Source organism: Citrobacter sp. RHBSTW-01044 (genome assembly GCF_013781945.1).
Classification (GTDB): domain Bacteria; phylum Pseudomonadota; class Gammaproteobacteria; order Enterobacterales; family Enterobacteriaceae; genus Citrobacter; species Citrobacter braakii.
Genome location: NZ_CP056180.1, coordinates 915,074 through 928,865, shown reverse-complemented (window position 1 = coordinate 928,865; position 13,792 = coordinate 915,074). Strand labels below are relative to the sequence as shown.

Here is a 13,792-nt window from a genome sequence, read left to right as displayed (position 1 = left end):
ACGCGCCTTATCCGGCACAACACACTCAACTCTGGCGCGCCGCTTTCGCCATCATCTTCTTCAGCGCGTGTGAGACGGCAACAAAGCCAAAGGTGGCGGTCACCATAGTGGCCGCGCCAAAACCGGATGCGCAATCCATTCGCTTCGGCCCTTCCGCCGTCGCCTTCATCGCACATACCGAGCCATCTGCCTGCGGGTAAACCAGCGCTTCGGTCGAGAACACACAGTCCACGCCCAGCTTGCCTTTGCTGTTTTTCACCACGCCAAAATCGCTTTTCAGCCGCTCGCGTAGCTTGGCTGCCAGCGGATCCTGGATAGTTTTTGCCAAATCAACGACCTGTATCTGCGTCGGGTCGATCTGCCCTCCCGCACCACCGGTGGTCACCAGCGGAATTTTGTTACGCCGACACCAGGCGATCAGTGCCGCTTTTGGGCGCACGCTATCAATCGCATCAATGACATACGAATAACCCGCACTCATATACTCAGCAACATTATCCGGCGTGACAAAATCATCGACCACGTTCACCCGGCACTCCGGGTTAATCTGACGGATACGTTCAGCCATCACTTCAGCTTTTGCCAGGCCGACGTTATCGCGCAGAGCATGGATCTGGCGGTTAGTATTGGTGACGCACACATCATCCATATCGATGAGCGTGATGGCGCCAATACCGGTACGCGCCAGCGCTTCCGCCGCCCACGACCCTACCCCGCCAATCCCGACCACGCAAACGTGCGATTGGGCAAACAACTGCAGCGCATTTTCGCCATACAGACGCGCCGTACCGCCAAAACGCTGGCGCCAGGCATCACTGATAACCACAGACATAACACCTCAAATTCATTAATATCGAGCGCCATCCGGCTATTAACCGCTGAACACGTTACCCGTACCCGGCGCTGTTTTCAGTACCCACACGCGACCGTAGTGATTATACCACCCCGCACGGTGTCCGGCGTCAGCACCAATGCCCTGATAGATATCGAAGTGTTGCCCTTTAATAGCGCCACCCACATCTAACGCCACCATCAGGCGCAGTTCGTACTGGCCGGTAAACTTGCCGTTATTGTCCAGTAACGGGACTTCCGCCAGCAATGTTGTGCCCGCCGGAATGATACTGCGGTCAGAAGCCACAGACGCGCGGCCAATCAACGGTACCGCGCTGGCCCCTTTGACCGGTGCAAAAGATTGCGGTTTAAAGAAGACAAACGATGGGTTCTGCTCCAACAGCTCGCGCACTTCGGCTTCGCTGTGCGTTTCACCCCAATGGCGAATAGCCTGCATCGACATATCTTCTTTTTTCACTTCGCCACGGTCGATAAGCACTTTACCGATGCTGCGATAGGCGTGGCCGTTTTTCCCGGAATAGCTAAAGAAGTTAAGCGGACTGCCATCACCAAAATCGATGTAACCACTGCCCTGCACATCCATAATGAAGTTATCCATCAGGGAGTTGCTGTATGCCAGAATGTAGTTGTCGCTCAGCGCACCCGCGTAAATCTCGGCACGGCTTGGTAAGCGGCCACGTTTTGGCGGCATGCGATAGATAGGATACTGAAACTCGCCCTGGCGCGTATGGCGCGCCTGAATAACCGGTGTGTAGTAACCGGTAAACTGGACGTTACCGTAGTTGTCCGCCCCTTCCATTTGCCAGGCATCAATACCAAACTGGCGCATACTGCGCGTATCACCGCCCGCACGTAACCACTGCTGGATAGCGTTGTAAACGTTGCTCTGGTTGCCGTACAAACGTGGCGAAGCGCTGCGAATTTGATTAACCTGCTCGGCGAAATCACCGGCATTGATTGGTGCGCCAACCGCATCAGGCTGGTTCACCAGTGAGAAAGGCTGGGTAAATTTCCCGTCTTTATACTGCTGCCCACGATCGGTGGGTTTTGAGGAACACGCGGCGAGCATCGCGACGACTGCTCCCGCAAGAAGATACTTTGCCCAACGTCCTTTCATTGTTCTCGTCTTATGTTGCCTGAATGCGAGACGAAGATAACAAACCCCCGAACCTAATGAAATGCGTATACATACCCGAACGCAAATTTTGAGCAAAAAACAATCCAGAATGCGTTGTTTTTGTTCATTTTCACCTTAAAAACGTGATCAAGGTGAAAAAAGGGTTGCATGAAAATGCGAGCAGAGTATAGTGCGCATCCACGGACGCGGGGTGGAGCAGCTTGGTAGCTCGTCGGGCTCATAACCCGAAGGTCGTCAGTTCAAATCTGGCCCCCGCAACCAATTAAAATTTGATGAAATAAAAGCAGTACGGTGACGCGGGGTGGAGCAGCCTGGTAGCTCGTCGGGCTCATAACCCGAAGGTCGTCGGTTCAAATCCGGCCCCCGCAACCAATCAAATTTGATAAAATATAAAGCAGTACGGTGACGCGGGGTGGAGCAGCCTGGTAGCTCGTCGGGCTCATAACCCGAAGGTCGTCGGTTCAAATCCGGCCCCCGCAACCAACATTATAAACACCCTAAAGGGTGTTTTTTTGTATCTGCGGTCCATAAAAAAAGCGCTTTTCAGCGCTTTTTTGTTATCCCCTTCTCGCCAGCGTCGCGCCATCGGCAAAGTAGGCTTTGATCCCCGCCAGAATCGACTCTGCCACTTCCTGCTGGAAGGTCGCAGTTTTGAGCTTGCGCTCTTCCTCAACGTTACTGATAAATGCGGTTTCCACCAGAATAGACGGAATATCCGGCGCTTTTAGTACCGCAAACCCGGCTTGTTCAACCTGGTTCTTATGCAGATTGTTGACTTTACCGAGCTTATTCAATACCGCTTTACCAAACTTCAGGCTGTCGGCAATGGTCAGCGATTGCACCATATCAAACATGGTATGGTCGACGTAGCGATCGCCGCTCTTGCTGACGCCGCCAATCAAATCCGAGGCGTTCTGAGTTTGCGCCAGATATTTCGCGGCGGTGCTGGTCGCCCCTTTGGTCGAGAGCGCAAACACCGACGAACCTCTGGGCTGTCGACTGGTAAATGCATCGGCGTGAATAGAGACAAACAGGTCTGCACGCTGCTTCTGCGCTTTCGCCACGCGGACTTTAAGCGGAATGAAGATATCTTCATTCCGCGTCATAAAGACCTTCATGTTGCCCTCTTTCTCTATGAGGGCTCGCAGGCGTCGGGCAATCTGCAGCACCACATCTTTTTCACGCGTCTTGTATTTCCCCACCGCACCGGAGTCCTCTCCGCCATGTCCTGGGTCGAGCATAATGACAATGGGACGATCGCGCCCCGCTTTACCCGGCTGCGGGCCACTTTGCGCAGGCGGCACCTGTTTGTCCAGATCGCCCTTGTTGTATTCTTCCAGCAACGCCAGCAGCGGATCCTGAACATCCTGGGCATTCGCGGGATAGAGATCCATCACCAGACGTTCTTTAAAGCCTGCCACCGGAGCCAGCGCAAAAAGTTGCGGCTTCACATTCTGTTTCAGCTCGAACACCATCCGCACGGTCTGTGGGTCAAACTGCCCGACGCGCGCCGATTTAATATACGGATCGTCAGGACGGATCTGCGCACCCATGCCCTTGAGCACCGAGTTCAAATTAACGCCTTCAATATCCACAACCACACGCTCAGGATTACTCAGGGCAAACTGTTTGTATTTCAGCAGACGGTTAGATTCTACCGTGACGCGGGTGTAGCTGGACGCTGGCCAGACACGTACGGCAACGACCTGACTCATGGCAGCCAGACCAACTTGGCTGACGCTCAAAAGCCACATAGCACCCGCACCTTTCAGTAAACGGCGGCGACTGATTGCTGAATTGGATCCCGACATGCTTCTCCCGAGCAAAAAGAAATCTTTATTGAGGTAATACGTAAAACGTCTGAATTGACCGGAAACTTTAGCGAATGACGCATAATCTGTCATCTATAAAAGGGTAAACATTCTTTTTATATTCACGGCATTACTGAGAAAAATCTTCGGCATGGGTAAAAATTACGCTTGCGCACAGCGTCAAAACAGAATAAAAATACATAAATTACGAATAATCATGCAATGAGGGTGTGCCGTGGTGAAGGAGCGTAGAACCGAACTGGTACAGGGATTCCGCCATTCTGTTCCCTATATCAATACCCATCGGGGAAAGACGTTTGTCATTATGCTGGGCGGCGAAGCCATCGAGCATGAAAACTTTTCCAGTATCGTCAATGACATTGGCCTTCTTCATAGCCTCGGCATCCGCCTTGTCGTGGTCTATGGCGCACGACCGCAGATTGATGCCAATCTTGCGGCGCATCATCATGAACCGGTGTACCACAAGAATACGCGCGTTACCGACGCTAAAACCCTGGAGCTGGTCAAACAGGCGGCAGGGTTACTTCAGCTTGATATTACCGCCCGCCTGTCAATGAGCCTGAATAATACGCCATTGCAGGGGGCGCACATCAATGTGGTCAGCGGTAATTTTATTATCTCCCAGCCGCTGGGCGTTGATGACGGCGTGGATTACTGCCATAGCGGACGTATTCGTCGTATTGATGAAGATGCCATTCACCGCCAGTTAGACAGTGGCGCGATTGTGCTGATGGGTCCGGTCGCCGTTTCCGTCACCGGTGAGAGCTTTAACCTGACTTCAGAAGAGGTCGCCACGCAGTTGGCTATCAAACTGAAGGCAGAGAAAATGATCGGCTTTTGCTCCTCTCAGGGCGTCACCAACGATGATGGCGATATTATTTCCGAGCTGTTTCCTAACGAAGCCCAGGCGCGCGTTGAGCTGCAGGAAGAGAAAGGCGATTACAGCTCCGGCACAGTGCGCTTCCTGCGCGGGGCAGTGAAAGCCTGTCGCAGTGGGGTACGGCGCTGCCATCTGATCAGCTATCAGGAAGATGGCGCATTGCTGCAGGAACTGTTCTCCCGTGACGGGATCGGTACGCAGATCGTAATGGAAAGCGCCGAGCAGATCCGCCGCGCTACCATTAACGATATCGGCGGGATTCTGGAGCTGATCCGCCCGCTGGAGCAGCAAGGCATTCTGGTACGTCGCTCCCGCGAACAACTGGAAATGGAGATCGACAAATTCACGATTATTCAGCGCGATAACCTGACCATCGCCTGCGCCGCTCTGTACCCTTTCCCGGAGGAGAGAATTGGCGAAATGGCGTGCGTGGCGGTGCATCCGGACTACCGTAGCTCATCGCGCGGGGAAGTATTGCTGGAGCGGATCGCCGCGCAGGCCCGGCAAATGGGACTGAGCAAGCTGTTCGTGCTGACCACGCGCAGCATCCACTGGTTCCAGGAACGTGGTTTCACGCCGGTGGATATCGACCTGCTGCCGGAAAGCAAGAAAGAGATGTACAACTATCAGCGGCGGTCAAAGGTGCTGATGGCGGATTTGGGGTAGTGGTCGTTGCCGGATGCGGTATAAATGCCTTATCCGGCGACGAATTTTATTGATTAAACAACGCCGACAATCCGCTGCGACGTTCAGTGCGGGTGGCAATGGCGTTACTTAATATCCGCTCATCGGCATACAGTGACAGACGCCGGCGCGCGCGGGTGACGGCGGTATAGACCAGCTCGCGGGTAACCACGGGTGAATGCTGGCTGGGTAAAATCAACGCCGCATGGTCAAACTCAGATCCCTGCGATTTGTGCACGGTCATCGCCCAGGTGGTTTCATGTTCAGGTAAGCGACTGGGCTGGACTGATTTGATAGAACCGTCCGGCAGCGCAAACCACACCCTCAGGCCCTGTCCACGATCGAGGGCAATGCCGATATCACCGTTAAATAATCCCAGCGAACTGTCATTGCGCGCGATCATCACCGGCCTTCCCTCATACCAGCGGCTATGCGTCGAACGATGAATTTTACGTTTTTGCGCCATCACCTGCTCAAGGCGTTCATTCAAACCACCCACGCCAAACGGGCCTTCACGCAGGGCACACAACAGCTGATACTCATTGAAGGCCTGAATGACGGCATCCGGCTCAGCGCCCTCGCGCAGTAAATCCAGATAGTGCCCATAACCCGCCAGCGCCTCATCCAACATCGCGGCGTAATCTTCGCTGCTATGTAGCGTGCGTTTTTCGATGTCGCTAAACCCCTGCTGGAAGACCGTTTTGAGCGCGGCTTTGTCACCACGATTAATCGCAGCAGCCAACTGACCGATTCCCGAATCGCTACCGAAACGGTAACTCTTTTGCAGCAGACACAAACTGTCGCGCAAAGCGGCGGCCTGAGTTCCCGGACCTGCCGGAATAGCGCTTCCGGTCAGACGACTGAGCTGGCGGGCGCGTTCCGGGGTAAACCCGTCACCGACGAAAGCACAGATATCCCCCAGCACCGCCCCCGCTTCGACGGAAGCGAGCTGGTCACGATCGCCAAGAAAAATCACCCGCCCGTGTGGCGGCAGCGCATCGATAAGGCGAGACATCATCGGCAAATCAATCATCGAGGCTTCATCCACCACCAGCACATCCAGATGCAGCGGGTTTCCCGCATGATGGCGCAGGCGCTGACTGCCTGGCTGAGCGCCTAATAATCGATGCACCGTACTGGCGTCATCGGGAATGCGTTTCTTTTGCTCTTCGGTTAACGGCAGTTCTCGTAGCGCTGCGCCCAGCGAGGCAGTCAGGCGCGCTGCCGCCTTTCCAGTAGGAGCCGCCAGGCGAATACGGCAGCGTTCTCCCTCCGCCATCTGAATCAACGCCGCCAGAAGCCTCGCAACTGTTGTCGTTTTTCCGGTCCCCGGCCCGCCGGAGATCACCGATATACGACGGGTCAACGCCACCGCAGCGGCCACTTTTTGCCAGTTAACACCTTCCGCTGGTGGAAACAACGCCGCCAGCGTGTGGGTAAGCCGTTGTTCATCCACCTCAATGGCGTGGTTAACTTCACTGAAAAAGCGAGCCACCGCCCGTTCGTTATGCCACATCCGGTTCAGATACAAGCGATCGCCGTGCAGCACCAGCGGCGTGGGTTGCTCACCACGGCTTACCGCCCCGGAGGCCAGCAGACATTCCGTCCAGTCTTCTGGCTCCCCTACTTCAGCGAGCCAGGCGCTTAAAAGGGGATGGGCGTCCTCGCTCAGGGATAACCGCGAAAGTGGTAAGCAGACGTGCCCTTCTCCTGCTTCACGACTGAGCAACGCCGCCGCCAGCGCAACGGCAGGGTTGTCATTTCCGGCAACCGCCAGCGCAAACTGGGCATCCAGAGGCCGGAGCTGTTTTTGCTCCACAGCTTCCAGTAATCGTTTCTGGATTGTCATGACATCTCCTCCAGTGGCGCACCGACAAACATCTCGTCCATCAAGGCGATTAACTCCCCGTCTGGTCGGGTCGCGTAAATTCCCTGTTGCGGATTTTCACTGTCAATGCCACGCAAGAAGAGATAAATAACGCCGCCAAAATGGCGTTCATAATCGTAATCAGCAATGCGATGGCGCAAGTAGCGATGCAGCGCCAGGGTATAAAGTTGATACTGCAGGTCGTAGCGATGCGCCTGCATGGCAGAGGCCATCGCCTGCTGCGTATACGCTGAGCTGTCTTCCCCCAGCCAGTTCGATTTGTAATCGAGAAGGTAATAACGCCCCTGGTGGCGGAAAACCAGGTCAATAAATCCTTTCAGCATGCCGCGTACCTGCATAAATTCCAACGCAGGGCACCCCGCGGAGAGCGGATCGTATTGGCGAATTAACGCATCAAGTTGGCTGGCCATCAGCGGCTGCGAAATCGGCAGGTAAAACTCCATCTCCACCTGTTTTTCACCCGCGGAAAGATGGCTCAAACTTACGCCCGTCTCGTTGAGAGGCGCCTGCAAAATGGCATCCAGCCATTCGGTCAAAACCGGCGTCCAGTGCGCGTCATAACCGCCCAACGCCAGTTTTTCCTCGACCCAACTCGGATCTACCGGTTGAGTAAAGTCGAGATCTTCAAACAGGCTATGCAAGAATGTACCTGGCGAAGCGCCGCGCGGGAACTGATGCGGTGTAAGCCCTGACTCTTCAATAACCTCACCAACGCCTGCGGCATCAATATCCAGTCGCGGGATCAGATCCTGCGCGATTCCATGCCCACGCTGTTGCAGACCGGAATAACTGGTCACGCGCCAGCTATCGCCGGGCGTACGCTGCAGTATTTTCGCACTCAGTTCGCAGCTAACAGCCTGCGCAACTTGCCAGCGTTCACCGTCAGGCTGCGCAGGCGTCTGGCAGGCAATATCGTCGCTACACAGTGCTTCAATCGCACTACGCAGACCCGCGGCATCCATCGGCTCACCTTTTTGCAACAGGCGACCAAGGGCGCTGTGATGTACATCGGTATCCCCTTTTTTATCGCCCCGACGTCGCACCAACGGCGCAACGCCAAGGCTGCAGTGCCATACCGAACGGGTTAGCGCGACATAGAGCAAACGCAGGTCTTCCGCCAGACGCTCCGCTTCAGCCAGCTCAACGCTCTCCTCGGCATCGCTGAGATCCAGCATGGCTTCAAAAGAGCAGCGATCGTGGTAGAAAGCCTGATCCTGGACGCGGAAATTCGTGATAAACGGCAGCCAGACCAGCGGATACTCCAGCCCTTTAGATTTATGGATAGTGACGATTTTGACCAGATGCTTGTCGCTTTCCAGCCTGAGCTGCTGGCTGGACGCGTTGCTGTCGGGTTCAAGAATATGCTGGTACAGCCAGCGCACCAGCGCATGCTCGCTTTCCAGCTGCGAGCCTGCTTCCTGCAACAGTTCGCTGATATGTAAAATATCGGTCAGGCGGCGTTCGCCCCCCGCCGTCGCCAGCAGGTTTTCCGCAATCTGGCGGGTTGTCATCAGCGCGCGCAGCATCGGCATCACGCCGCGTTTATGCCAGATCTGACGATAGCCATCAAACTCTTCGACCACCGCATCCCAGGCATTTTCGTCGTTATTTAAGGCTTCAAGATCCTGCGCATTCAGCCCCATCATTGAGGTCGCCAGCGCGCTACGCAGCGTGTTCTCACGCTCCGGCGTCATCACCGCCTGCAGCACCCACAGCAACTCCCGCGCTTCCAGCGTTTCAAATACGCTGTCACGGTTGGAAAGGTAGACGGAGGGAATTGCCAGCTGCGTCAGCGCATCACGGACCAGTGCCGCCTCCTGGCGGCTACGAACCAGTACGCTGATGTCCGACGCGCGTACCGGACTGGATGTTTTACCACTGACCAGTTGCGCAGCGCCAGACTGCCCGGCATTAAGCCAGTCGCGAATTTGCGTGGCGCACACCTGGGCCATGTAGTTCTGATAATCGCCTAGGCCGCAGCTTTCCCCTTCCATCAGCCACATGCTCATGGCTGGCTGTGTCTCACCGTGTAAAACAAACCGAAACGACTGGTTTTTTTCTGCAAATTTTACCGGGCTAAAGGGGATTTCGCGGAACATAAAGGCGTCATCCATCTGGCTGAAAAGCGTATTTACGCTATTGACCATGCCGGGGGCCGAACGCCAGTTGGTATCGAGCGTATAGTGTGCGCTGACCTCGCTGCGCGCCTTCATATAGGTGAAGATATCCGCGCCGCGAAACGCGTAAATCGCCTGTTTTGGGTCGCCAATCAGCAGCAGTGCGGTATCCGGCTGATGCTGCCAGATCCGGCGAAAAATACGGTACTGCTGCGGATCGGTATCCTGAAATTCATCGATCATCGCGACCGGAAAACGGGTACGGATAGCCGTCGCCAGCGCATCGCCGCTTTCACTGCGCAACGCCGCATCCAGACGGCTGAGCATATCGTCAAAGCCTAGCTCACCGCGGCGTCGTTTCTCCTCGGCAACCGCTGAACGGATCTCCGCCAGCGCCCGGGTGATCACCAGATCGCGGAGAGTTAACGGTTCGCTAAGCAGTTCATCAATAGCGACAAACAGCGGGTGCTGAGGGGTTATTCCGCCCGCTTTAGTGCGCTCTTCCAGAAAACGCTGTGAGAATTTCTCCAGCGCGTCAGGAAGCTGATAACTTTGGGTTTGTTCTTGCGCCCATGCGCTGATCTTTTCGATCCACTTACCCTGGTTACCACGGTTAAATTTACGCCGGTCGATCCCGGAGGCTTCCAGCAGGCCATCCAGCTCATCAACGGAATCACGCCATTGCTGCTTGATCTGGTTAATGCGCGCGAGAATTTGTTCGTGTCGGGAAGCCAGCGTTTCGTCATCAGACGGCGGAGCCTTGATGACCGGCGCTTCCCCCTGCAGATAGCGATCGATGTCTCTCAGCAAAGCCTGCGGTCCTTTCCACGTTTCAAAAATCACCTGCGCAATGTCGCGGGGTAGCGGATAGCAGTGCCGACGCCAAAAGTCCGCACAGGCCTGATAGCGCAGCAGCGATTCATCTTCTATCAGCTGCTGTTCGAACAGCATGCCTGATTCAAAGGCGTTGAGACTGAGCATACGCTGACAAAAGCCGTGGATGGTAAACACCGCCGCTTCATCCATCTGTCTTTCAGCCAATAGCAGCCACTGAGCGGCCTGTTTTTTATCGGCGATTTCATCTAACAAACGGGCATATAGCGGGTTGTCGGTCTTTTCACGCAGGCAGGCAATTCGCAGTTCATGAATGTTGCTACGAATTCGTCCGCGCAACTCTTCGGTGGCCGCCTCGGTGAAGGTGACCACGAGCAGTTCTTCAACGGTCAGAGGACGAGGAAAGGCGGCAGAGCCGCCCAGTCCAAGCAGTAAACGTAAATACAGGGCGGCGATGGTAAAGGTTTTACCGGTGCCCGCAGAGGCTTCAATCAGGCGCTCGCCCGTCAGGGGCAAGCGCAGTGGATCAAGGGACTCAGCGGCATCATTCATTCTTATCACTCATCAGGGGTAAGGTTTGCTGCAACGCGCTGACGGTCTGCCACACTTTCCAGCCTTCCGGGTGCACATATTCTGCTTTCCCGTTCTGACTGCCGGAAACCTGTGACAGTATCGCCATGCCTTGCGGCTCAACCACCGCCTGATGGAAGAAGTCGGCAAGTTTTTGCGGCGTCAGCAGTTTAATCTGAGCCACTATTTTATCACGTGAATCGAAGCGCATATTGCCGCGATCAAAATCTTTGCTTAACTGTGAGGCTTCTTCCCCCAGCGTTTGCGGCGCCTGCAGCATTTGCGCAATAATCGCCTGCTGAATTTGCGCAAACTCTTCAGGTTTCATCGCCCGCAGCTTCGCTTCCGCCGTCGGGAAAAACGCTTTATAACGCTCCCAAAGATAAGACGGCTGCTTATCATTGCTTTGCAGCAGGAACCCCATTCCCCACTGACGGCCGATACTCATCGGGAAAGCAAATACAGCGTAGCCTAACTGCTCTTCAGTACGCAGTTGATTGTAGAACCACGGCTGAACAATCTGCCCTAACATGGCGCTGTAGGCTGAACTGGCGTATTCATCGTATCCGGTTGGCACAAATACCGCCGCCAGCGCGGAGTCCGTGCTACTGCCTGCTTTTTCAAAGATGACGGACTGCTTCTTGTCCACAACCACATCTTTATTGCGACACCACTGTGACCCGTTAGCGCCAAGCTGTTGTTGGATATCCCGCGCCATGGTCGTCGCCTGAGCGGCGCTCATATTACCAATTACCAGGAATTCAGGCCGCGCACCGGTTTTTAAGGCGTCGCGGTACGTCATCACCTCTTTCAGGGTGATGGAAGGCAGTAGCTTACGGCGCTCATCGCGTGAGAAGTACGGCACCTGAGAAAGCATTTGCACTGGCATAATTGCCTGATCGTAGGCTTTACCCTTCTCTGCAGAATCCATCATCTGGGCATACCAGGATTTCGCCTGTTCCAGCTGTTCATCCGTTGAGGTGTAGCTGAAATAGCCGCTCAGCAGCGCCTGAAAAAGCTGCGGCAGACGTTGGGTGTAGCCGTTGGCGTTAAGCATCAACCCATTGTTAGCGTTGGTAGAGAAACCAATTCCACCTACCGACGCCTGATTGCTTAACTGATCGAGCGCAATCCCCGCCAGGTAATCGTTAAGTGCGAATAATACCTGGTTGCGGGCGCTGTCCATGGCCTTCGGGTTACGCAGGATCACGCTGACGTCAGCCTTCGGCTCACTGGCAAAATACTGGCTCGGCGCATACACCACGCGTAGATCCGGCTCATCAACGATCAGTTCCGGGTGCGCGTATTTTTTATCCGTTTTAATCAGCGTGAAATCATCCGGAATGTAGGGGTTCAACTCCGGTAACGACAGCGCAATGCCCTGCGCTTTTTGCTGCCAGTCGGCAAAGGTTTTGTCGCTGATTTTATCCACCTGGTAAGGCGCATCGACAAAATAAGCGGTTTTATTATGCGGTTCTTTCGCACTGATATACCAGATACGCGCATTCTGTGGCGTCATCATTGCCAGGCGTTGCTCAACGGCTTTCACATCGTACTGGTCGGCAATATTCACCGCATCCAGCGTATGTTCGACAGGAACGCGGATCATGGTATCAGCCAGCCATTCCACGTAGTCCATATCACGGGTGATGGAGGGATAACGGAAATCGAGATCCAGTACGTGCGCCAGTTCGTCAAAATAGCGTTTATCGACGCCTTTATCGCGTAACAGATTGAGATAACTGAAAATTGCCGCAACAACTTCATCGCGGTTCGCCAGCCCTTTGTCGGTTAACGTCGCGGAAATGGCTAACACGCCGCTGTTCCCATTGACCACCGGATCGGAATCCGCACGAATACCTTCAACCAGTCCCTGCTTTTGCAGCCAGTCAGACAACGTGCCAGGGCTACGATTACCAATCAGATAGGTCACCAGCTCATCGGTTTTACTGCGGAACTGCGCGCTGTTGTTATCGATACGAAACTCGACGCGCAGTACTTTACGCGGCATTGCCGGAACATAGTGGATGATGACGCCCTTTTGCGCCTCGGTGACTACCGGTACGGTAATTTCAGGCTTTGCGATATTTCTGTTCGGTACGCGTCCAAAGGTGTCAGCAGCTATCCGCGCCAGCTCTGGCAGCGGCTTATTGCTATAAATCACCGCCTTCATCAGGTTCGCGGAGTAGTACTTTTCATGAAATTTTTGTAATGCCTGCACCACCGGGTTTCCCGGTTTATCGCTTAATGTCTCGAGATTTCCGCCGGAGAAACGCGAACCAGGGTGCGCCGGGTTGATGGTCTCAGCACTCACCTGCGCCATACGCATCCCGTCTCGGGTACGCGCCAGCGTCAGCTCGGAGTTAACCGCGTTACGCTCACGATCGGCATATTTTTTATCCAGCAACGGATCGGCAATAGCGTCCGCCAGGCGATCCACCGCCCCCACCAACGCGTCGTTTTCGACTTCAAGATAGAAGGCCGTACGGTAAGGCGCGGTGCTGGCATTGTGGCTGCCACCGTGCATTTTCAGGAATTCAGCCAGACTGTCCGGCTGTGGGTATTTTTTCGAGCCCATCAGACACATGTGTTCGAGATAATGCGCCAGCCCCTGATGCTCGTCCGGATCTTCCAGCGAGCCCACGGGAACCACCAGTGCAGAAAGGGATTTCACAGCCTGAGGATCGGATACCAGCAACACGACCATGCCGTTATCAAGGCGCACGGCCTGATACTGGCGGGTGTCTTTATCGCTTTTACGGATGGTTTCAGCTAAAGGCTGCCAACCGGTATCTGCCTGACTTACGGGAACCCAAAGGGCGACGAACAACAGTAATGCGCTGAACCAGGTGCTGCGGGGCATTCACAAACCTCATCATTAACGTATTCACCTGTTCACAGCAAAGCACGCATAAATACGTGGTCTGAACAGGGCAAGACTATGTGCTGAACGAGCCAGCATCCTCTCTTTGTAAGAATCAGTCCGTGACAGAATGC

The 13,792-nt window shown here is 54.7% G+C and carries 7 protein-coding genes and 3 tRNA genes; 4 read left to right on the top strand and 6 right to left on the bottom strand.

Annotation, left to right across the window (positions count from 1 at the left end):
• Positions 1–25: 25 nt before the first annotated feature.
• Both tcdA and mltA read right to left on the bottom strand, forming a co-directional pair.
• Positions 26–832: a tRNA cyclic N6-threonylcarbamoyladenosine(37) synthase TcdA gene (gene tcdA / locus HV352_RS04480; RefSeq protein WP_019077596.1), complete on the bottom strand. Its 807-nt coding sequence runs from the start codon at positions 830–832 to the stop codon at positions 26–28.
• A gap of 39 nt (positions 833–871) precedes the next feature.
• Positions 872–1,969 carry a murein transglycosylase A gene (mltA, locus tag HV352_RS04475; RefSeq protein WP_019077597.1) on the bottom strand — a complete coding sequence of 366 codons (1,098 nt, stop codon included), beginning with the start codon at positions 1,967–1,969 and terminating at the stop codon, positions 872–874.
• A gap of 205 nt (positions 1,970–2,174) precedes the next feature.
• On the opposite strand from mltA, the gene HV352_RS04470 reads away from it, so the two are divergent.
• The 3 genes from HV352_RS04470 to HV352_RS04460 all read left to right on the top strand — a co-directional run bounded on the left by HV352_RS04470 (position 2,175) and on the right by HV352_RS04460 (position 2,473).
• Positions 2,175–2,251: transfer RNA gene (locus HV352_RS04470), tRNA-Met, on the top strand.
• Positions 2,252–2,285: 34 nt separating this feature from the next.
• Positions 2,286–2,362 (top strand) — tRNA-Met (locus tag HV352_RS04465).
• Positions 2,363–2,396: 34 nt separating this feature from the next.
• Positions 2,397–2,473: transfer RNA gene (locus tag HV352_RS04460), tRNA-Met, on the top strand.
• A gap of 74 nt (positions 2,474–2,547) precedes the next feature.
• Here HV352_RS04460 and amiC read toward each other — a convergent pair.
• The gene (gene amiC / locus HV352_RS04455; protein ID WP_016154266.1) at positions 2,548–3,801 is read right to left on the bottom strand and encodes an N-acetylmuramoyl-L-alanine amidase AmiC; all 1,254 of its coding nucleotides are present in this window, start codon (positions 3,799–3,801) and stop codon (positions 2,548–2,550) included.
• A 235-nt stretch (positions 3,802–4,036) separates the two neighbouring features.
• On the opposite strand from amiC, the gene argA reads away from it, so the two are divergent.
• Entirely contained in the window at positions 4,037–5,368 is a 1,332-nt protein-coding gene (gene argA, locus HV352_RS04450) for an amino-acid N-acetyltransferase (protein WP_008785703.1), read from the top strand.
• A gap of 46 nt (positions 5,369–5,414) precedes the next feature.
• Here the strand turns inward: argA and recD are convergent, their stop codons facing one another.
• The 3 genes from recD to ptrA are packed head-to-tail and all read right to left on the bottom strand — an operon-like array spanning position 5,415 to position 13,658.
• Positions 5,415–7,235, bottom strand: a complete 1,821-nt coding sequence (recD, locus tag HV352_RS04445; RefSeq protein WP_181635227.1) for an exodeoxyribonuclease V subunit alpha — start codon at positions 7,233–7,235, stop codon at positions 5,415–5,417.
• A complete protein-coding gene (recB, locus tag HV352_RS04440) occupies positions 7,232–10,777 on the bottom strand; it encodes an exodeoxyribonuclease V subunit beta (RefSeq protein WP_181635226.1) in 3,546 nt (1,181 codons plus the stop codon). The genes recD and recB overlap by 4 nt, the downstream gene beginning before the upstream one ends.
• Positions 10,770–13,658, bottom strand: coding sequence for a pitrilysin (gene ptrA / locus HV352_RS04435; RefSeq protein ID WP_103928550.1), 2,889 nt, complete (start codon positions 13,656–13,658; stop codon positions 10,770–10,772). The genes recB and ptrA overlap by 8 nt, the downstream gene beginning before the upstream one ends.
• Between the last annotated feature and the right edge of the window lie 134 nt (positions 13,659–13,792).

Coding starts and splice junctions, on each gene's coding strand:
- tcdA (WP_019077596.1), bottom strand. CDS start 832: ATGTCTGTGGTTATCAGTGATGCCTGGCGCCAGCGTTTTGGCGGTACG.
- mltA (WP_019077597.1), bottom strand. CDS start 1,969: ATGAAAGGACGTTGGGCAAAGTATCTTCTTGCGGGAGCAGTCGTCGCG.
- amiC (WP_016154266.1), bottom strand. CDS start 3,801: ATGTCGGGATCCAATTCAGCAATCAGTCGCCGCCGTTTACTGAAAGGT.
- recD (WP_181635227.1), bottom strand. CDS start 7,235: ATGACAATCCAGAAACGATTACTGGAAGCTGTGGAGCAAAAACAGCTC.
- recB (WP_181635226.1), bottom strand. CDS start 10,777: ATGAATGATGCCGCTGAGTCCCTTGATCCACTGCGCTTGCCCCTGACG.
- ptrA (WP_103928550.1), bottom strand. CDS start 13,658: ATGCCCCGCAGCACCTGGTTCAGCGCATTACTGTTGTTCGTCGCCCTT.